At 64.7% G+C, this 18,254-nt stretch carries 11 protein-coding genes and 3 rRNA genes; 8 read left to right on the plus strand and 6 right to left on the minus strand.

Annotation, left to right across the window (positions count from 1 at the left end; genetic code table 11):
* Window positions 1-98 precede the first annotated feature (98 nt).
* The 4 genes from ACXJ3V_RS15625 (at window position 99) to rrf (ending at window position 5,978) form a co-directional block, all read left to right on the plus strand.
* On the plus strand, window positions 99-227 hold the full coding sequence (locus tag ACXJ3V_RS15625; protein ID WP_457101255.1) for a hypothetical protein: 129 nt from the start codon (window positions 99-101) through the stop codon (window positions 225-227).
* A gap of 428 nt (window positions 228-655) precedes the next feature.
* Window positions 656-2,176 (plus strand): 16S ribosomal RNA (locus ACXJ3V_RS15630).
* A 450-nt stretch (window positions 2,177-2,626) separates the two neighbouring features.
* Window positions 2,627-5,731: ribosomal RNA gene (locus ACXJ3V_RS15635) — 23S ribosomal RNA — on the plus strand.
* Between the two features lie 130 nt (window positions 5,732-5,861).
* Window positions 5,862-5,978, plus strand: a 5S ribosomal RNA gene (rrf, locus tag ACXJ3V_RS15640).
* Together the 16S, 23S and 5S rRNA genes form the textbook arrangement of a ribosomal RNA operon.
* 39 nt (window positions 5,979-6,017) lie before the next feature.
* Here rrf and ACXJ3V_RS15645 read toward each other — a convergent pair.
* Window positions 6,018-6,503 carry an N-acetyltransferase family protein gene (locus ACXJ3V_RS15645; RefSeq protein WP_457101256.1) on the minus strand — a complete coding sequence of 162 codons (486 nt, stop codon included), beginning with the start codon at window positions 6,501-6,503 and terminating at the stop codon, window positions 6,018-6,020.
* Window positions 6,504-6,637: 134 nt separating this feature from the next.
* Between ACXJ3V_RS15645 and ACXJ3V_RS15650 the strand changes: the two genes are divergently transcribed.
* Both ACXJ3V_RS15650 and ACXJ3V_RS15655 read left to right on the plus strand, forming a co-directional pair.
* Window positions 6,638-7,258, plus strand: coding sequence for a PadR family transcriptional regulator (locus ACXJ3V_RS15650; protein WP_457101257.1), 621 nt, complete (start codon window positions 6,638-6,640; stop codon window positions 7,256-7,258).
* Window positions 7,255-8,790 (plus strand): DHA2 family efflux MFS transporter permease subunit, encoded by a 1,536-nt coding sequence (locus ACXJ3V_RS15655; protein ID WP_457101258.1) that lies wholly within the window; start codon window positions 7,255-7,257, stop codon window positions 8,788-8,790. Before ACXJ3V_RS15650 ends, ACXJ3V_RS15655 begins: the two co-directional genes overlap by 4 nt.
* Window positions 8,791-8,882: 92 nt before the next feature.
* Here ACXJ3V_RS15655 and ACXJ3V_RS15660 read toward each other — a convergent pair whose 3' ends face one another.
* Both ACXJ3V_RS15660 and ACXJ3V_RS15665 read right to left on the minus strand, forming a co-directional pair.
* On the minus strand, window positions 8,883-9,827 hold the full coding sequence (locus ACXJ3V_RS15660; protein WP_457101259.1) for a siderophore-interacting protein: 945 nt from the start codon (window positions 9,825-9,827) through the stop codon (window positions 8,883-8,885).
* 178 nt (window positions 9,828-10,005) lie between these two features.
* Complete coding sequence (locus ACXJ3V_RS15665; RefSeq protein WP_457101260.1) at window positions 10,006-12,645, minus strand: PEP/pyruvate-binding domain-containing protein; 2,640 nt, start codon at window positions 12,643-12,645, stop codon at window positions 10,006-10,008.
* A 223-nt stretch (window positions 12,646-12,868) separates the two neighbouring features.
* Here ACXJ3V_RS15665 and ACXJ3V_RS15670 point away from each other — a divergent pair, with 223 nt between their 5' ends.
* The gene (locus ACXJ3V_RS15670) at window positions 12,869-13,741 is read left to right on the plus strand and encodes a universal stress protein (RefSeq protein ID WP_457101261.1); all 873 of its coding nucleotides are present in this window, start codon (window positions 12,869-12,871) and stop codon (window positions 13,739-13,741) included.
* On the opposite strand, the gene ACXJ3V_RS15675 is transcribed toward ACXJ3V_RS15670, so the two are convergent.
* The 3 genes from ACXJ3V_RS15675 to ACXJ3V_RS15685 form a co-directional block, all read right to left on the minus strand.
* On the minus strand, window positions 13,698-14,342 hold the full coding sequence (locus tag ACXJ3V_RS15675; RefSeq protein ID WP_457101262.1) for a response regulator: 645 nt from the start codon (window positions 14,340-14,342) through the stop codon (window positions 13,698-13,700). The genes ACXJ3V_RS15670 and ACXJ3V_RS15675 overlap by 44 nt on opposite strands.
* Complete coding sequence (locus ACXJ3V_RS15680) at window positions 14,339-16,069, minus strand: GAF domain-containing protein (protein WP_457101263.1); 1,731 nt, start codon at window positions 16,067-16,069, stop codon at window positions 14,339-14,341. The genes ACXJ3V_RS15675 and ACXJ3V_RS15680 overlap by 4 nt, the downstream gene beginning before the upstream one ends.
* Window positions 16,070-16,131: 62 nt before the next feature.
* Window positions 16,132-16,584 carry a pyridoxamine 5'-phosphate oxidase family protein gene (locus tag ACXJ3V_RS15685; protein ID WP_457101264.1) on the minus strand — a complete coding sequence of 151 codons (453 nt, stop codon included), beginning with the start codon at window positions 16,582-16,584 and terminating at the stop codon, window positions 16,132-16,134.
* A gap of 211 nt (window positions 16,585-16,795) precedes the next feature.
* Between ACXJ3V_RS15685 and ACXJ3V_RS15690 the strand changes: the two genes are divergently transcribed.
* Complete coding sequence (locus tag ACXJ3V_RS15690; RefSeq protein ID WP_457101265.1) at window positions 16,796-18,235, plus strand: ferredoxin reductase family protein; 1,440 nt, start codon at window positions 16,796-16,798, stop codon at window positions 18,233-18,235.
* The last annotated feature ends 19 nt before the right edge of the window (window positions 18,236-18,254 follow it).

Here is an 18,254-nt window from a genome sequence, read left to right on the forward strand (position 1 = left end):
GCGCGACCGTCTGAAAGATAGGGCTTATGCCTCATGCCTACGGGCCACCTCAGGGACGAGCGTCGGGTTTGTCGAAAACCCGCCATTGGAGGCCAGTCATGGCAATCATCCTGCTCATCACCATCGCCGTCCTCGTGCTGGTGGCTGTCACCGCGACGCTTGTGCAGGTCGCACGCGACGGCTATCGCGCGGTCCCGACGCGGACCGAGCTGCTCCCGCGCCCCTAGCGGCGACCGGCTGCGCGTGACACGCCCGGCGCGCACGCCCCGATTTGACCCAGTGGAGCGCAGAGCATAAGCTGTACAAGTTGCCCCGCGACGGACAGAGTCGGTCTGCAGGACACAAATTCTCTTCGTGAGACGCCATCGTCGGCCGCTTCGATTTCAATCGAAAAGCGCCGATTTGACAAGCGGAACACGAAGAATAAGATAGAGAAGTTGCCCTGAAGAGGAAGCCGAGAGGCTGAATCGCAGGAGCATCCGATCCTTGAGAACTCAACAGCGTGCACTTGTCAAATTGCCAAAAAACCTCGCGGTCAGCTTCGGCTGGCCGGTGAGATTCTTTTGAGATTAAACGAGATGTCAGCAATGACATCCGATCGTCAGATCAAACTCGCTCAGACGGACCTATTCCGGTTTGTTTGCAGCACATTTCTTTCACGGAGAGTTTGATCCTGGCTCAGGATGAACGCTGGCGGCGTGCTTAACACATGCAAGTCGAACGGTGAAGGAGAGCTTGCTCTTTGGATCAGTGGCGAACGGGTGAGTAACACGTGAGCAATCTGCCCCTGACTCTGGGATAAGCGTTGGAAACGACGTCTAATACCGGATACGAGCTGCGACCGCATGGTCAGCAGTTGGAAAGAATTTCGGTCAGGGATGAGCTCGCGGCCTATCAGCTTGTTGGTGAGGTAATGGCTCACCAAGGCGTCGACGGGTAGCCGGCCTGAGAGGGTGACCGGCCACACTGGGACTGAGACACGGCCCAGACTCCTACGGGAGGCAGCAGTGGGGAATATTGCACAATGGGCGCAAGCCTGATGCAGCAACGCCGCGTGAGGGACGACGGCCTTCGGGTTGTAAACCTCTTTTAGCAAGGAAGAAGCGAAAGTGACGGTACTTGCAGAAAAAGCGCCGGCTAACTACGTGCCAGCAGCCGCGGTAATACGTAGGGCGCAAGCGTTATCCGGAATTATTGGGCGTAAAGAGCTCGTAGGCGGTTTGTCGCGTCTGCTGTGAAATCCCGAGGCTCAACCTCGGGTCTGCAGTGGGTACGGGCAGACTAGAGTGCGGTAGGGGAGATTGGAATTCCTGGTGTAGCGGTGGAATGCGCAGATATCAGGAGGAACACCGATGGCGAAGGCAGATCTCTGGGCCGTAACTGACGCTGAGGAGCGAAAGGGTGGGGAGCAAACAGGCTTAGATACCCTGGTAGTCCACCCCGTAAACGTTGGGAACTAGTTGTGGGGTCCATTCCACSGATTCCGTGACGCAGCTAACGCATTAAGTTCCCCGCCTGGGGAGTACGGCCGCAAGGCTAAAACTCAAAGGAATTGACGGGGACCCGCACAAGCGGCGGAGCATGYGGATTAATTCGATGCAACGCGAAGAACCTTACCAAGGCTTGACATATAGAGGAAACGTGCAGAAATGTACGCCCCGCAAGGTCTCTATACAGGTGGTGCATGGTTGTCGTCAGCTCGTGTCGTGAGATGTTGGGTTAAGTCCCGCAACGAGCGCAACCCTCGTTCTATGTTGCCAGCACGTAATGGTGGGAACTCATGGGATACTGCCGGGGTCAACTCGGAGGAAGGTGGGGATGACGTCAAATCATCATGCCCCTTATGTCTTGGGCTTCACGCATGCTACAATGGCCGGTACAAAGGGCTGCAATACCGTAAGGTGGAGCGAATCCCAAAAAGCCGGTCCCAGTTCGGATTGAGGTCTGCAACTCGACCTCATGAAGTTGGAGTCGCTAGTAATCGCAGATCAGCAACGCTGCGGTGAATACGTTCCCGGGTCTTGTACACACCGCCCGTCAAGTCATGAAAGTCGGTAACACCTGAAGCCGGTGGCCCAACCCTTTTGGGAGGGAGCCGTCGAAGGTGGGATCGGTAATTAGGACTAAGTCGTAACAAGGTAGCCGTACCGGAAGGTGCGGCTGGATCACCTCCTTTCTAAGGAGCATCTGGCATCCTCTTGAGGGTGTCCAGGCGCCAGATTCGAGACACACGTTCTCGACTGGTAGCTCATGGGTGGAACAATTGACAAGGTGCCGGAGAGATCCTCCTGAACTTAGTACGCTGCTTGCAGCTGGAAACGTTGGGGTGGGGAGAGCCGGCACATGCACGCTGTTGGGTCCTGAGGGACCGGGTGCCGCGAAAGCGGCAGCTGAACCTCTGGACCTTCTTCTGTTTGCCGGAACACGGTGAGCGGGGGTGGGTACCGCCCGTACTTTGAGAACTACACAGTGGACGCGAGCATCTTTGAGATGACTTTCGTGGAATGAGAAACCGGCTTGCCGGTGGCTCTGACGCGTGGTCATTTCACATAGATGATCTTTTTAGATCATTAGTCAATTTCATACCGGGTCTTTGATCCGGGCCGAAGAGACGAACTCATGTGATTTTCAAATCTTTAAGAGCAAACGGTGGATGCCTTGGCATCTGGAGCCGAAGAAGGACGTAGCAATCTGCGATAAGCCTCGGGGAGTGGATAAGCACACTTTGATCCGAGGATTTCCGAATGGGGAAACCCCGCTGGGCGGCGTGCCGACCCAGTGACTCCCGCCTGAATATATAGGGCGGGTAGAGGGAACGTGGGGAAGTGAAACATCTCAGTACCCACAGGAAGAGAAAGCAACCGCGATTCCGTTAGTAGTGGCGAGCGAAACCGGAACAGGCTAAACCGAGTACGTGTGATATCCGGCAGGAGTTGCGTATTCGGGGTTGTGGGACTTTTCRGGCTGCTCTGCCGAGCAGCCGGCGTTACAAGAAGGTATAGACGAACGGCTTTGAATGGCCGGTCATAGAGGGTGCGAACCCCGTAGTCGAAATGCCTCTCTTGGCGCGAAGAGTATCCCAAGTAGCACGGGGCCCGAGAAATCCCGTGTGAATCTGTCAGGACCACCTGATAAGCCTAAATACTCCCAGATGACCGATAGCGGACAAGTACCGTGAGGGAAAGGTGAAAAGTACCCCGGGAGGGGAGTGAAATAGTACCTGAAACCGTKTGCTTACAAACCGTTGGAGCCTCCTTAGTAGGGGTGACAGCGTGCCTTTTGAAGAATGAGCCTGCGAGTTAGCGATATGTGGCGAGGTTAACCCGAGTGGGGTAGCCGTAGCGAAAGCGAGTCTGAATAGGGCGATTCAGTCGCATGTCCTAGACCCGAAGCGAAGTGATCTAYCCATGGCCAGGTTGAAGCGACGGTAAGACGTCGTGGAGGACCGAACCCACTTAGGTTGAAAACTGAGGGGATGAGCTGTGGATAGGGGTGAAAGGCCAATCAAACTTCGTGATAGCTGGTTCTCTCCGAAATGCATTTAGGTGCAGCGTTGCGTGTTTCTTGCCGGAGGTAGAGCTACTGGATGGCCGATGGGGCCCAAAAGCTTACTGACGTCAGCCAAACTCCGAATGCCGGTAAGTGAGAGCGCAGCAGTGAGACTGTGGGGGATAAGCTTCATAGTCGAGAGGGAAACAACCCAGACCACCATCTAAGGTCCCAAAGCGCGTGCTAAGTGGGAAAGGATGTGGAGTTGCTTAGACAACCAGGAGGTTGGCTTAGAAGCAGCCACCCTTGAAAGAGTGCGTAATAGCTCACTGGTCAAGTGATTCCGCGCCGACAATGTAACGGGGCTCAAGCACGCCACCGAAGTTGTGGCATTGATATTATTGGTAGGCCTTCGTGGTCCAGCCGTATTGATGGGTAGGAGAGCGTCGTGTGGSCAGCGAAGCGGCGGTGTRAACCAGCSGTGGAGSCTACACGAGTGAGAATGCAGGCATGAGTAGCGAAAGACGKGTGAGAAACMCGTCCKCCGAAWGAYCAAGGGTTCCAGGGTCAAGCTAATCTKCCCTGGGTAAGTCGGGACCTAAGGCGAGGCCGACAGGCGTAGTCGATGGACAACGGGTTGATATTCCCGTACCGGCGAAGAACCGCCCAAACCAATCCAGTAATGCTAAGTGTCTGAATCCCTTTGACGGATCCCTTCGGGGTGAAGCGTTGGGCCTAGCACACGACCCTATGCTGAGGCGGTTAGCGTATTAACAGGTGTGACGCAGGAAGGTAGCCCAAGCCAGGCGATGGTAGTCCTGGTGCAAGTGCGTAGGCCGAGCTGTAGGCAAATCCGCAGCTCACAGAGGCTGAGACACGATGCGGATAAAAAGTGGGTGATCCTATGCTGCCAAGAAAAGCATCGACGCGAGGTTCCAGCCGCCCGTACCCCAAACCGACTCAGGTGGTCAGGTAGAGAATACCAAGGAGATCGAGAGAATCGTGGTTAAGGAACTCGGCAAAATGCCCCCGTAACTTCGGGAGAAGGGGGGCCTTCGGCGTATAGGGATTTACTCCCGAAAGCGTTTGGAGGCCGCAGAGACTAGTGGGTAGCGACTGTTTACTAAAAACACAGGTCCGTGCCAAGTCGCAAGACGATGTATACGGACTGACGCCTGCCCGGTGCTGGAAGGTTAAGAGGACCGGTTAGCCGCAAGGCGAAGCTGAGAATTTAAGCCCCAGTAAACGGCGGTGGTAACTATAACCATCCTAAGGTAGCGAAATTCCTTGTCGGGTAAGTTCCGACCTGCACGAATGGCGTAACGACTTCCCAACTGTCTCAACCGCGAACTCGGCGAAATTGCATTACGAGTAAAGATGCTCGTTACGCGCAGCAGGACGGAAAGACCCCGTGACCTTTACTATAGTTTGGTATTGGTGTTCGGTGTGGCTTGTGTAGGATAGGTGGGAGACTGTGAAGCTTGGACGCTAGTTCAGGTGGAGTCATTGTTGAAATACCACTCTGGTCACTCTGGATATCTAACTTAGAACCGTAATCCGGTTCAGGGACAGTGCCTGATGGGTAGTTTAACTGGGGCGGTTGCCTCCCAAAAAGTAACGGAGGCGCCCAAAGGTTCCCTCAACCTGGTTGGCAATCAGGTGTCGAGTGTAAGTGCACAAGGGAGCTTGACTGTGAGACTGACAGGTCGAGCAGGGACGAAAGTCGGGACTAGTGATCCGGCAGTGGCTTGTGGAAGCGCTGTCGCTCAACGGATAAAAGGTACCTCGGGGATAACAGGCTGATCTTGCCCAAGAGTCCATATCGACGGCATGGTTTGGCACCTCGATGTCGGCTCGTCGCATCCTGGGGCTGGAGTAGGTCCCAAGGGTTGGGCTGTTCGCCCATTAAAGCGGTACGCGAGCTGGGTTTAGAACGTCGTGAGACAGTTCGGTCCCTATCCGCTGCGCGCGCAGGAAATTTGAGAGRATCTGACCCTAGTACGAGAGGACCGGGTTGGACGAACCTCTGGTGTGTCAGTTGTTCCGCCAGGAGCACCGCTGATTAGCTACGTTCGGGATGGATAACCGCTGAAAGCATCTAAGCGGGAAGCCGGCCTCAAGATGAGATTTCCATGCCTTCGGGCGAGAGGCTCCCAGCCAGACTACTGGGTTGATAGGCCGGATGTGGAAGCGTGGCAACACGTGAAGCTGACCGGTACTAATAAGCCGATGATTTGATAACACACCGTTCTAGGTGCTTGCGTCCACTGAGTGGTTCTCGATGTACGGTCGAGAACCGCATGAGCTGCAACAGCAGCCGTCACACACGATGTGACAACTCATGCTTTGAACGATTGAAACATCAATAGTGTTTCGGCGGCCATAGCGAGAGGGAAACGCCCGGTCCCATACCGAACCCGGAAGCTAAGCCTCTCAGCGCCGATGGTACTGCAGGGGGGACCCTGTGGGAGAGTAGGACACCGCCGGACTTCTTTCGAGAAATGGCCACCCAACGCTGGGTGKCCATTTCACGTTAACGCGCACAATCGTTGTCGAGTGAGTTCCCACCGATAGAGAACGTCGGGTTCGCGCTCGTCATTGTCGCCGTCGGTGCTGCGCACTTCGACGAAGCCGCGCCGTTCGTAGAAGGTGCGCGCTCGGGTATTGCGCTGGAACGCCCAGAGCTGCAGATCCTCGGCCGTGCTCTCCTGCGCAAGGCGCAGCAGCCGCGATCCCACGCCCTGGCCTTGTGCCGACGTGGCGATGTAGAGGTGATTCACCCAGCCGGGGCTGAGCGCGAGCACGCCGAGAAGCACTGCGTCGTCCGTCGGGCTGACCGCAACCGTCACGTCGTCGGAGGGCAGCAGGACCCCCGCAACCCACCCATCGTCTTCCTCCAGGGTGTGGATGACCGCGAGCCAGGGCATCGCCTCGGCTCTCGACTGGCGGATGAGCCGGGCGATTGCCGGTGCATCCGCGAGGCGCGCGCCCCTGATGATCTCGCTCGTCGTCATGATCGACACGCTAGCGCGCGCCCCTCGTGAGGAACACCGTGCCGACCCCTACCTCTTCGGCTGAGGTATAGTCCATATGGACTAAACGTCACGGACTATTCGGTCCCACCCCCTTCCCCACGCAAAGGCTCATCATGAGAGACGCCGTCGATCGCCTCACCCCGCTGGCGGTGATGGTGCTCGCGCTGCTCGGCGAAGGCGACATGCATCCGTACGAGATGATGCGGCTCATGCGGCAGCGGCGGGACGACCGGCTCGTGCCGATCGCGAACGGCACTCTCTACCACACGGTCGCGCGGCTGGAACGGACCGGGCTCGTCGCCGAGGTCGGCGTCGACCGTGACGGCAACCGTCCCGATCGCACCACCTACACACTCACTCCGCGTGGCAGCGATTCCGTCTGTGAATGGGTGCGGCGCGAGCTCGCGCGCATCGATCACCCCGCGGAATTCCGCGTCGCCCTCGCCGAATCGCACAATCTCGACCGCGACGAGGTGATCGGGCTGCTGCGCCTCCGCCGTGCCGCTCTCGCCGCGTCGCTCGCAACACTGCGCGAAGGTCGCGCCGCGGCGGTCGAGAAGGGCGTCCCCGAGCAGTTCCTGCTCGAGGTCGAGCGTGCCGTGCTGCTGCAGGGCGCCGATCTCGCCTGGCTCGACGGAATCCTCGAGCGCCTTGAAACCTCCAGCTTCTCGTGGGGAGCGGTCATCGCGCCGACCCCGCACTATCTCGAATCCCGAAAGGCCGCACGACTATGACAGAGCAATCGACGGATGCCGCGGCATCCGCTCCTCTCGGGGAACCCCGCCTGATCACGGGCGTCAACAAGACGCAAGGACCCAAGAACCCGTGGCCGGCCCTGTGGGCCCTCGTCATCGGGTTCTTCATGATCCTCGTCGACACGACGATCGTCTCGGTCGCGAACCCGGCGATCAAAGCCGCGCTCGACCCCGACAGCGCGAACCTCGACAACGTCGTGTGGGTCACGAGCGCGTACCTGCTGGCGTATGCGGTGCCGCTGCTGATCACGGGGCGCCTCGGCGATCGCTTCGGACCCAAGCGCATCTACCTCATCGGACTCGTCGTCTTCACCCTGGCTTCGCTCGGCTGCGGACTGTCGGGCACGCTGACCCTGCTGATCGTCGCGCGTGCGGTGCAGGGCCTCGGCGCTGCGCTCATGACCCCGCAGACGATGGCCGTCATCACCCGCACCTTCCCGCCCGCGAACCGCGGCGCTGCCATGGGTCTGTGGGGTGCGACCGCCGGTGTCGCGACGCTGGTCGGACCGCTGGCCGGCGGGCTTCTCGTCGACGGCCTCGGGTGGGAGTGGATCTTCTTCATCAACATCCCGGTGGGCATCGTCGCGTTCGTGATGGCCGCGATCCTCGTGCCGAACCTGCCGACCCACCCGCATCGCTTCGACATCCTCGGTGTGCTGCTCAGCGCTGTCGGCCTCTTCCTCATCGTCTTCGGACTGCAGGAGGCGCAGCACTACGACTGGGGTGTGATCTGGGGCCCCATCACCGTGTGGGGCATGATCATCGCCGGCATCATCGTCATGGGGATCTTCATCTGGACCCAGGCGCGCACGAAGAACGAGCCGCTCGTCCCGCTGGAGCTGTTCAAGGAGCGCAACTTCAGCGTCTCGAACATCGCGATCTCCACGGTCGGATTCACGGTCACGAGCATGTCACTGCCCCTCATGTTCTTCATCCAGCTCGCGCTCGGCCTGACCCCGACCCAGTCCGCACTGCTCCTCATCCCGATGGCGGTGCTGTCGGGCGTCCTCGCCCCCTTCGCCGGCAAGCTCCTCGATCGCACCGATCCCCGATTCCTCCTGGTGCCCGGGCTGCTGGCGGTCGCCGGGTCGCTGTTCTGGTACTCGGCGATCATGAACGTCGACACCCCGGTGTGGATGTTCCTCCTGCCTTCGGCGCTGATGGGCATCGGCAACGCGGGCATGTGGGGTCCGCTCGCGACGACGGCGACCCGCGGCCTCCCGATGAAGCAGGCGGGCGCCGGCGCGGGCATCTACAACACGACGCGCACCGTCGGCTCGGTGATCGGCTCGGCGGCCATCGCAGCCTTCATGCAGGGTCGCCTCGAGGCGAACCTCCCCGGTGCGTCGCAGGCCGCCAGCGGCTTCGGCGGCGGCACCCTGCCGCCGTTCGTGCTGGAGGGATTCTCCACGGCGATGGCGCAGTCGATCCTGCTGCCGGCCAGCGTCATCCTGGTCGGGCTGGTCGCGGTGCTCTTCCTGCGCCGTCCGGTCGTGCTCGACAAGCACTGAGGTCTCCCACCCGCGACCCGCACGCAGGCCTCAGGTCCGCGTGCGGGTCGCGGCACTTCCGGGAGCGCGCGAGCGGGTGCCGCAGCCGAAGGTCAGTCGGGGTCGGCGGGGTCGATGGGCGCGTGGTGGTCGAAGCCGGCGGTCCCGCGCTTCCAGTAGCCGCTCATCGCGACCTGCTCCGCGGAGAGCCCGAGGGTGCGGCGCAGGTGCCGACGGAGGGCGACGAGAGCGGATGCCTCGCCCGCCGCGAAGACGAAGGTCGAGGGCGTCGGATCGAACGCCGGCAAAGCGGGTGCATCGAGATCGTTCGTCCGCACTCTTTCGAAGAGCGCAATGAGCGCTTCGTCGCCGGCGCCTGCGGGCAGAGGGTTGATGCGGACATCGCGGCGACCGGAGGTCTCGGCGATGTAGTCGCCGACCCAGCCCCCGTCGTCCGCCGTGATCGCAACGAGGTCCACGGATGTCGCGGCGGGCACTTCCGCCGCCCATCGTGTGGCCGAGGGCAGCGCCGTCTCGTCGCACACGAGCACGAGCCGGGCTGCGCCCTGCGGCGCGCCCTTCGAGCCGCGCGGGCCGACGATGACGAGCTCGTCGCCGGTGCGTGCTGCGGCTGCCCACACCGCCGCTGGTCCAGGGGAGGGATGCAGGTAGAAGTCCAGGTCGACGGCGACGTCGGACCCGGTGGTGACCACCCGGAGCGGCGTGAAGTCCCGGGCGTGCATCGAACCCTCCGGCCGGACGATGCCGTCTTCGCCGGGTCCGGCCGCGGTCGGTGCGATGAGCTCGCCGGTCACCGGGTCGGGGAAGAACACCCGGACGTGGTCGGACGGACCGCCGCTGACGAAGTCGCCGAAGTCTGGTCCGGTGACCCGCACGCGCAGCATCGACGGAGCGATCTGCTCGACGCCGATGACGCTGGCCCGACGGGCCGTGAACCGGTGGCGTCCGCCCGCGCGGAAGAACGGCGAGGTCGGGTCGGGGCCGGGTCGGGCGTTCCGTGGAGCGGTCGGACTGGACTGGGTCGCGGCATCCGGCATGAGCACTTCTCCTTCGGCCGCGAAGACGGAGCGGCCCCTTAGAGCAAACCACGTCGGCCTATGCGTGAGGTGCGCAGCGACGAGACGAACCGTGTATCGATGGCTCTGGGCGTTTCGTCTCGCTCGCTCGCTCAACGACCGGGCGGTGAGGTGGGGCGTTTCGTCTCGCTTCGCTCGCTCAACGACCGGGGGCCGCGGCGGACGGTGGCAGCGTCACCACTCCGCTGGCGCCGTCGACGGTCACCTCGTCTCCGGTCGTGATGGCCTCCGTCGCACGCGCCACTCCCACGACAGCCGGAATGCCGTACTCCCGTGCGACGACGGCGCCATGGCTGTTGGCGCCGCCCATCTCCATCACGAGCCCGCCGGCCGTGAGGAACAGCGGCGTCCAGCCCGGGTCGGTGGACGGTGCCACCAGGATCTCGCCCGGCTCCAGGCGGGCGCCGACCGGATCCAGGATGACCCGCGCCGGCGCGGTGACGATTCCCGCCGACGCGGGTGTTCCCCGAAGGGCTCCCTCCTGAGCGGCCTCCGAGCCGGAACCGACGGCCTCGAGCTCTGTTCCGTCCGAGAGCAGCATCCGTGGCACGTGCCGGCGGCGCAGTTCGGCGTCGTACCGTTCCCTGCGTTCGCCGACCGTGGCGCGCAGGTCTTCTCCTGCGGCGGCGCGCTTGGTCTCGTCGAAGTCGAGGAAGAAGACGTCCTCTGCCTCGGCGATCCGGCCGGAATCAGCGAGCTCGGTCCCGATCTGGAGCATCGCTCTGCGCGCCCGGTGCATCGCTGTGATGACGAGGAACTTCGGCATCTCGCGCATGCCGACGAGCGCCCGAGCACGGCGCAGGCAGAACCGCACGGCGACCGCACGAACCCGGCTGACCCGGCGGGCGCGCCGGATCAGCGTCACGCCCATGGCCCGGGCGTCGCGCGCACCGTCCGCGAAATGCTGTTCGGGTGTGGCCGCGTCCGGGTCCAGGCGGAGGTACCCGGACAGCACGCCGAACAGGTGCGCGGGGTCGTCCGACCATCGCGGCATCCCCAGATCGATCTCGGCGACGGCGCGGTGACCGTACTGCCGGAGGAAGTCCGTCATGCCGCGCTGCAGGACAGCGGGCAGGGTGCCCGCCCGGTAGCCGTCGGCGAGGTCGCGGGCGGTCTGCGTGCCCAATGCGGTCGCCGAGTCGGCATCGTCCCGCGCGCGCACGGCGACGCGCCACAATTCGAGATCCATTTCGGTCGTGACGTTGTCGGGCACGCTGCGAAGGACGGTCTGCAGATCACCGGGCTGTGTCGAGCCGCGCAGCAGTCGTCCGGCGAGCCCGAGCATGGCGAAGCCGGCGACGGCGCCCGGCAGGCTGCGCGGTGCGAGCGGCATCGCGTGGAGGAGCAGGTCGACGACGCCGTCGACCCGAGTCGGGATGTCGCGGCCGGCCGGGATGTCTCTCGCACGGACCTCGTCCGCGAGCCGTCGCACTCGGCGCTGCGCGGCCGCCGGGCTGACGAGCGCCTGAGCGACGACGAAGGGCAGCCGGATCCGAGTGGCGAGACGAAGCGCCGGCCCGATGAAGCGGCGTCGGGACCCGGGCAGCACAGCGAACCGCGGGTCGTCGAACAGTCCCCGGAGCACGACGGCGGACCGTGCCTCCATCACATCCAAAGCACGAGGGAAGATCTCACGACCCACCGCAGATCGCACGATCGGAGTCGCGTCCACGAAGATCCGGTCGCCTCCGATCGCGAAACCGCCAGGCCCGTCGATGACTCGGGCAGGTCGGCGGCCGATGAGATCGAGGAATCCCGAGCCGACCACCCGGAACGCGGCGATGCCCATCGGTGTGAGCGGTCGGTGCAGTCCCTGGGCGAGGCTGACGCAGAAGTAGACGCGGGCCTCATCGGCGGGCAGGGGCACAGCGCGCACCGGGACGGGAAACAGCGTCGTGATCGGCCGGGACTGCGTCACCCACGCGTGTCCGTCGGCGTCCACCGCCCACTCGATGTCCTGTGGGCTGCCGAACGCCCGCTCCACCCGATCGCCGAGCGACACAAGGTCTCGCACTTGCGCGTCGGTCAGGCTGGCCGGCCGCTCGGCGGCCGAGCCGCCCCGCCGCCGGTCGAGGATCTGCTCGGTCTCAGTGTCGACGACGAAGTGGTCGGGGTCGACGGCTCCGGACACCACCGCGTCGCCGAGGCCGCGAGCTGCGTCGAGCACCGCCTGCCGTCGCCTTCCGGTCACCGGGTCGGCCGTGAAGAGGACGCCCGCCGATTCGGCGTCCACCATCCGCTGCACGACGACGGCAAGCGCCACCCCGGCGCCGTCGATGCCCTGCGCGGCGCGGTACGCGACCGCGCGGTGGGTCCACAGCGACGCCCAGCACCGGTGCACCGCGTCGAGCACGTCATCGATGCCCGCGACATTGAGATAGGTGTCCTGCTGCCCTGCGAAGCTCGCGCCGGGCAGGTCCTCCGCGGTCGCCGACGATCGCACCGCGACGCGCCCGTCGGCCCCGGACTCCAGGCGCGCGTACGCCTCCCGCACGGCTTCGGCCACCGGTTCGGGGAACGGTGCATGGAGCACCGTCGCGCGCGCGGCCGCGGCATCCGTCCCGGTTCCTGCCTCGACGGCAGTCTCCCGTACGGCCTGCCGGTACGCGTCCGTGGTGATGCAGAAGCCCGGCGGCACATCGAAGCCGGCGTGGATCAGCTCCCCGAGATTCGCGGCCTTTCCGCCGACCGCCGCGACGTCGTCGGCCGACACGTGCGCGAGATCGACCACGAGGGCGCTGTCGCCGTCGGCGGAGGGTGCGCTGCCGGGCTCGACCATCTGTCGTCCTTTGGAACGGGTGCTTCCACAGCTGTCAATTCAGGATCCCGCCGCGCGGACCCGGCCGCAAGACACCGCGTACGCCCACGACGGTTGGGCGCCACTGCCGGCGTGCGAGACGTGCCCGCCGGTGCCGGAGAATCGGCGGGACCTTCGGCCCGGCATCCCTGTCACTCCATCCCGAGGATGGTCCTGTGAGCAGGTGTGAGCGGAGGAGGCTCCGATGGAACGCATAGTCCTCGGCTACGACGGCAGTCCCGCCGCGGTGTCAGCGCTTGACTGGACGGCCGCTCGAGCCGTCCCCGGACACACGAGCGTCGATGTTGTCCTCGTCGCCTCGCCGCTCTATAAGGAGCGCGCGATCGAATGGCAGCGTCTCGGCAGGGCGCAAGCGCTGCTGGATGAGCGCGTCCCAGGTCTTGACGTGGCAGTGCACCGCCTCGAAGGAGGTGTCACGGATTCGATCGCGCGGGCATCGGACGAAGCGGATCTGGTCGTCGTGGGGATCAACCCCGGGCACCCCATCCGCGCTGCCGCCGGAGGATGGATGCCGCTGCGCTTGAGCACCCGCTCCGAGGCGCCGGTCTGCATGATCCCCGTCGGATGGCGAGACACGGACGATCCCGTGACGGTGGGAATCGGGAGCGATGAATCCTCGGATGCCGCACTGGACTTCGCCGCTGCTGAGGCGCTGCGGAGTTCGACCGATCTCCGGCTCGTGCACTCGTGGCTGATGCCCGCGCCGGCTCTCGATGCGTCGACCGTCCTCGCCGTGACCCCCGAGGAAGTGATCGAGGACAACTGGCAGGATCTCGAAGGCGCCGCACAGCGGGTTCTGATCGAGCATCCGAATCTCTCGGTGCAGAGCGAACTCATCAGGGACAGCCGATCCGCAGCGCTGCTGCGATTCGATGGCAGATCATCGCTGATCGTCATCGGCACCCACCGCCGCGGTGTGCTGGTGGGCAGTCTGCTCGGCTCGGTCGGTCAGGAGATCCTCTGGCGGGCGGAGTGCCCGATCTGCGTCGTGCCGCCCCATTACGGCGTGCCCGCTACTTCGGTGGCTGCCCGTCCGGGTGTTCGAGCTGGAAGATAGCGGCCTGCGTCCGCCGCTCCAGCCCCAGCTTGCTGAGCAGGGACGACACGTAGTTCTTCACGGTCTTCTCCGCGATGCCGAGATGCTCGCCGATCTGGCGATTGGTCAGGCCGTCGGCGATCAGCCGGAGGATCTGACGTTCGCGCAGACCCAATGACCCCATTCGCGGATCGTCGGCGGCGCGTTCGTGGATGTGGGCCTTCGCCTGCCGGACGGCGTCGGCGTCGAGGATGATGCGGCCATTCGCGACGGCGCGGATGGCGTCCACCAGGCGGGAGCCGCCGATGTCCTTGAGCACGTAGCCCGCGGCTCCGGCGAGCACTGCGGCCGACACCGCCGCGTCATCGTCGTAGGCCGTCAGGATCAAGCAGGCGACCGAAGGCAGGCGGGAGCGCACGTCGCGGCAGACGTCGATGCCGCTGCCATCGGGGAGGCGGACATCCAGCACCGCGACATCCGGCGTCGTCGCTTCAATGCGGCCCAGCGACTGGCGTGCCGTCGCCGCCTCGCCGACCACTTCCATGTCGGGTTGAGCATCGACCAGGCCGACGAGCCCCCGGCGGACGATCTCATGGTCGTCGACGAGGAAGACGCGGATCATCGGGCGTCCCCAGAGCGGTCGGCAGGTGAGGACGACGCGATGGGCGCCGTCCAGCGGGCGGCTGTGCCGGCTTCCGACGATCTCACCTCGAACTGCCCTAGCCGATCGGCCGCGCGCGCCTGGAGATTGTCGAGCCCGCTGCGTGGTGCGCCGTCGTCGATCCCGACACCGTCGTCGTCGACCACGACCGTAACGCTGCCGTCCTGCGCCGCGACCTCCATTGAGATGTGGTCGGCGTGCGCGTGCCGTGTGGCGTTGCTGAGCAGCTCCCGCGCCACCGCGACCACCTCGGTGGCGAGGTCATCGCGGACCATGAGGTCGACGGGACCCGTGAAGCGGATGGCGGGCGGCCGGCGTGCCGACCCCGACACCGCGCCGACGACATCGAGAAGACGATGGCGCAGCGATTCCTCGTCTCGATGGGAGAGCGCGAAGATCACCGTTCGGATCTGCCCGATCGCGTCGTCGAGCCGATCGATCGTCTCGTCCAGGGTGTCGGCATCGGGTCCTGGTCCAAGTCGGCTGCTCAGCGCCTGCAAGCCCAGTCCGGCCCCGAAGAGCTGCTGGATGACGTGATCATGCAGGTCGCGGGCGATCCGCCGTCGGTCGTCTGCGAGGAGTGCTCGCTGGGCCTCCTCGCCGGCCCGCGCGAGTTCGAGCGCGATGCTTGCGCGAGAGGCGAGGTCCGCGGCAGCCTCGGTCTCGGCGGGGGAGAAGCGGCCGGCATCGGGGCTTCGGGCGATGCACAGGATGCCCCAGAACTGGGCGTGCGTGCGCAAGGGGACGGCCAGGGCTGGACCGCTGACCCCGTCGAGCGTGACGAGGAGAGGATCCCGATCGGTGGTGTGCTGCTGCGGCCGAACGTGCGCGGCAGCGTCATCCAGGACGCGCCCGGCGAACGAGCGGAACGGCTCGAAGGCTGCTCCGCGCAGCGATGCTTCATCCGGACCCGTTGCGGCGCCCACCTGAAGCCGGCCATCATGCGCGTTGAGGATGAGCACCGTGACCTGGTCCGCGCCCGAGATGTCTCGCACGCGATGGGCGATGAGATCCAGCGCCTTGTCGGTCGGGGTGGCGCCGATCCCCGCCGAGAGCTCCGCAGCCGCGGTCATCCACCGGGCGCGAATCCGGGTCTCCGCCAGAAGCCGGGCGTTCTCGATCGCGAAACCCGCGGTGAGGGCCAGCGCCCCGACGAGCTGCTCGTCCTCTTCGGCGAAGTCTCGGCTGCCGGAGTTCGTCAGATAGAGATTTCCGAAGACTTCACCGTGCACTCGCACGGGCACACCGAGGAAGGACTCCATCGGAGGATGATGCGGAGGGAAGCCGACTGATCGCTCGTCGTCCGCCATGTGGGCCAGCCGAATCGGATGGGGATCGGTGAACAGAGCTCCCAGCAGGCCGCGTCCTTCGGGCAGATGGCCGATGGCGGCTGCCTCCTCCTCGGTCAGCCCGACGTACAGGAACTGCTCGAGCCCGTCGCGTTCGGGGTTGATGACGCCCATCGCCCCGTACTGTGCGCCGACCAATTCGGTCGCAGCTTCGACGATGCTGCGGAGGACGAGGGTGAGATCGCTCTGCTCCAGCACCGCCTGTGTGGCGCGGAGCAAGGCGCGGAGTCGTCCTTGGGCGCGCAGGACGCGCTCACTCTGCGCTATGAGTGACGAGATCGCCTCTTCGAGCTCGGTGCGCGGTCCGTCGGGAAACGAGAGTGGCCCGGATTCGGTCACGGTGATCCTCCGTCCCCAGCCGTCTCCGCAAATCTAGGACGGCGACCGTCGGTTCGCCAGCGTCAGGTCCACTCGTCGTTGCTCGATGCCGCGTACCGATCAGGTTCCGGCCCGCGCTCGAAGGAGCGACCGCTGATCGACGCCGGGACGATGCGCACCCAGCGGTATTTGAGCGTCGGAATCCACGGCGTCAGTGGGAGCCCATCGGCGTCGTCGATCTCGTGCTGCAGCTCAAGACGCTCTGCGACACCTTTCACCACAACGCTCGCCGCATACGTCTCGTCGTGTTCGTCGACTTCGAAGGCGACGTGGGGGTTCACCGCGAGTTCTGACAGCTTCGAGCCGGGGGCTGTACGGAAGAACAATCTGCCCCCGTCGACCGCGTAGTTGACGGGGAAGATGTCGGGCTCGCCCTGCACGGTCAGGGCAAGACGACCCAGTTCGGACCGCGACAACAGCGCCCAGCACTCCTCTTCACTGAGCGCTGCGACGACCGCATCATCCGTAGCATCCATGACGTCATCTCCATCGTTTCTCTCGGCCGCAACGGCGGCTGCCCTTCTCTCAGCGAACCCCAGGATGCCTCCACGGGCAGGGCCGAAGGTCCCGTCGCCCCAACCCGCTCCGACCGGCGCGACTACGCGAAAGCCATGCGTTTGCTATGAGCTCGCCGGGCGGCCCCCATTCTTAGCGCTGTCTCAGAAGCGGCCCAGGAAGGTGGGTCCCATGGCTGCCATCACCTCTCCTCCGCACCCCTCCGGCACGCCCTCTGCGCGACCGGTCGCCGCTGCGCCCGAGCGACGTGCTCCCGGGGCGAGCCGGGGGCGATGGAACGTCCTGGCAGTTTCCCTGATCTGGATCACGAGTCTGCTGATCGTGGCGCTGTGGGTGCAGGGCGGAGGCATCGTGGCGCTCCTCGCTCACAACGCCGAGACGCTCAACACCCTCGGCCGGCTCACCGGGCTGGTATCGGCGAACCTCCTGCTGTACCAGGTTCTGCTGATGGCCCGCGTACCGATCTTCGAGCGGGGGTTCGGGCGCGAAGGAATCACCCGGATGCATCGCATCGTGGGCTTCTGGTCGTTCTGGCTGCTGCTCCTGCACATCGTCCTCCTCGTGGCGGGATACGCCGCCGCGGCGGCGATCAATCCGTTCCTGCAGCTGTGGCAGTTCATCTGGGACTATCCGGGCATGCTGCTCGCGACAGCGGGCACGCTCCTTCTCGTCATGGTGGTCGTCACCTCGATCCGTCGCTCGCGCCGCCGGCTCCGCTACGAGTCGTGGCACCTGCTGCACCTGTACGGCTACCTCGGCGTCGGTCTCGCCATCCCGCACATGCTGTGGACGGGGGCGGACTTCACCGCGTCGCCGCTCGCGACGGCGTACTGGTGGGGACTGTGGGTCGTGGTGGCGGCATCCGTCCTCTTCTTCCGGATCGGCGTCCCGGCGGTGCGGGCGATGCGCCACGAAGTGCGGGTGGTCGGCGTGAAGCCGGACGGGCGCCGGGGAGTGACGGTGCGGATGCGCGGTCGCGACATGAGCCGTCTCGATGCGCGGGCCGGCCAGTTCTTCGTGTGGCGATTCCTCGACGGCTCCGGCTGGATGCGCGGTCACCCGTTCTCGCTCGCCGCTGCCCCGCAGGGCGATGACCTCGTCATCTCGGCACGGGTTGTCGGGGATGGCACGCATCGCCTGACCACGCTGCGACCGGGCACCCGGGTGATCTTCGAGGGCCCGTACGGGCACATGACGGGCGAATCCCGCACCGGGACCAAGCTGCTCATGCTCGGCGCGGGTGCCGGCGTCGCTCCGCTGGTGGCCCTGCTCGAGTCCGAGCCGTACGGACGGGGCGATGCGACGCTGATCACGCGCGACCACGATGACGACGAGCTGCTGCGGCGTCTCGAGATCGAGACGCTCGCTGCGGCGCGCGGCGTCCGTCACTTCACGCTGAATGGGGCCCGCTCACACAGCGGGTCCATCTGGCTCCCGGCCTCCCACTCGGCCTGGAGCGGTGCGCAGCTGATCCACCACCTCGCGCCCGATCTCGCCGAGTACGACGTCTTCCTCTGCGGGCCGATCCCGTGGATGGACGCCGTGCGCGCCGACCTCGCGGCCGCCGGCGCGGCACCAGATCGCATCCACAGCGAAGCTTTCACCCTCTAGCCCCACCGGCGATCGGAGA

Source organism: Microbacterium sp. P5_E9 (genome assembly GCF_054049175.1).

What these genes read in the sequence shown, in the direction of transcription:
- ACXJ3V_RS15625 (WP_457101255.1), top strand. Translation starts at nt 99, where the DNA reads ATGGCAATCATCCTGCTCATCACCATCGCCGTCCTCGTGCTGGTGGCT.
- ACXJ3V_RS15650 (WP_457101257.1), top strand. Translation starts at nt 6,638, where the DNA reads ATGAGAGACGCCGTCGATCGCCTCACCCCGCTGGCGGTGATGGTGCTC.
- ACXJ3V_RS15645 (WP_457101256.1), bottom strand. Translation starts at nt 6,503, where the DNA reads ATGACGACGAGCGAGATCATCAGGGGCGCGCGCCTCGCGGATGCACCG.
- ACXJ3V_RS15675 (WP_457101262.1), bottom strand. Translation starts at nt 14,342, where the DNA reads ATGATCCGCGTCTTCCTCGTCGACGACCATGAGATCGTCCGCCGGGGG.
- ACXJ3V_RS15670 (WP_457101261.1), top strand. Translation starts at nt 12,869, where the DNA reads ATGGAACGCATAGTCCTCGGCTACGACGGCAGTCCCGCCGCGGTGTCA.
- ACXJ3V_RS15660 (WP_457101259.1), bottom strand. Translation starts at nt 9,827, where the DNA reads ATGCCGGATGCCGCGACCCAGTCCAGTCCGACCGCTCCACGGAACGCC.
- ACXJ3V_RS15665 (WP_457101260.1), bottom strand. Translation starts at nt 12,645, where the DNA reads ATGGTCGAGCCCGGCAGCGCACCCTCCGCCGACGGCGACAGCGCCCTC.
- ACXJ3V_RS15690 (WP_457101265.1), top strand. Translation starts at nt 16,796, where the DNA reads ATGGCTGCCATCACCTCTCCTCCGCACCCCTCCGGCACGCCCTCTGCG.
- ACXJ3V_RS15655 (WP_457101258.1), top strand. Translation starts at nt 7,255, where the DNA reads ATGACAGAGCAATCGACGGATGCCGCGGCATCCGCTCCTCTCGGGGAA.
- ACXJ3V_RS15685 (WP_457101264.1), bottom strand. Translation starts at nt 16,584, where the DNA reads ATGGATGCTACGGATGATGCGGTCGTCGCAGCGCTCAGTGAAGAGGAG.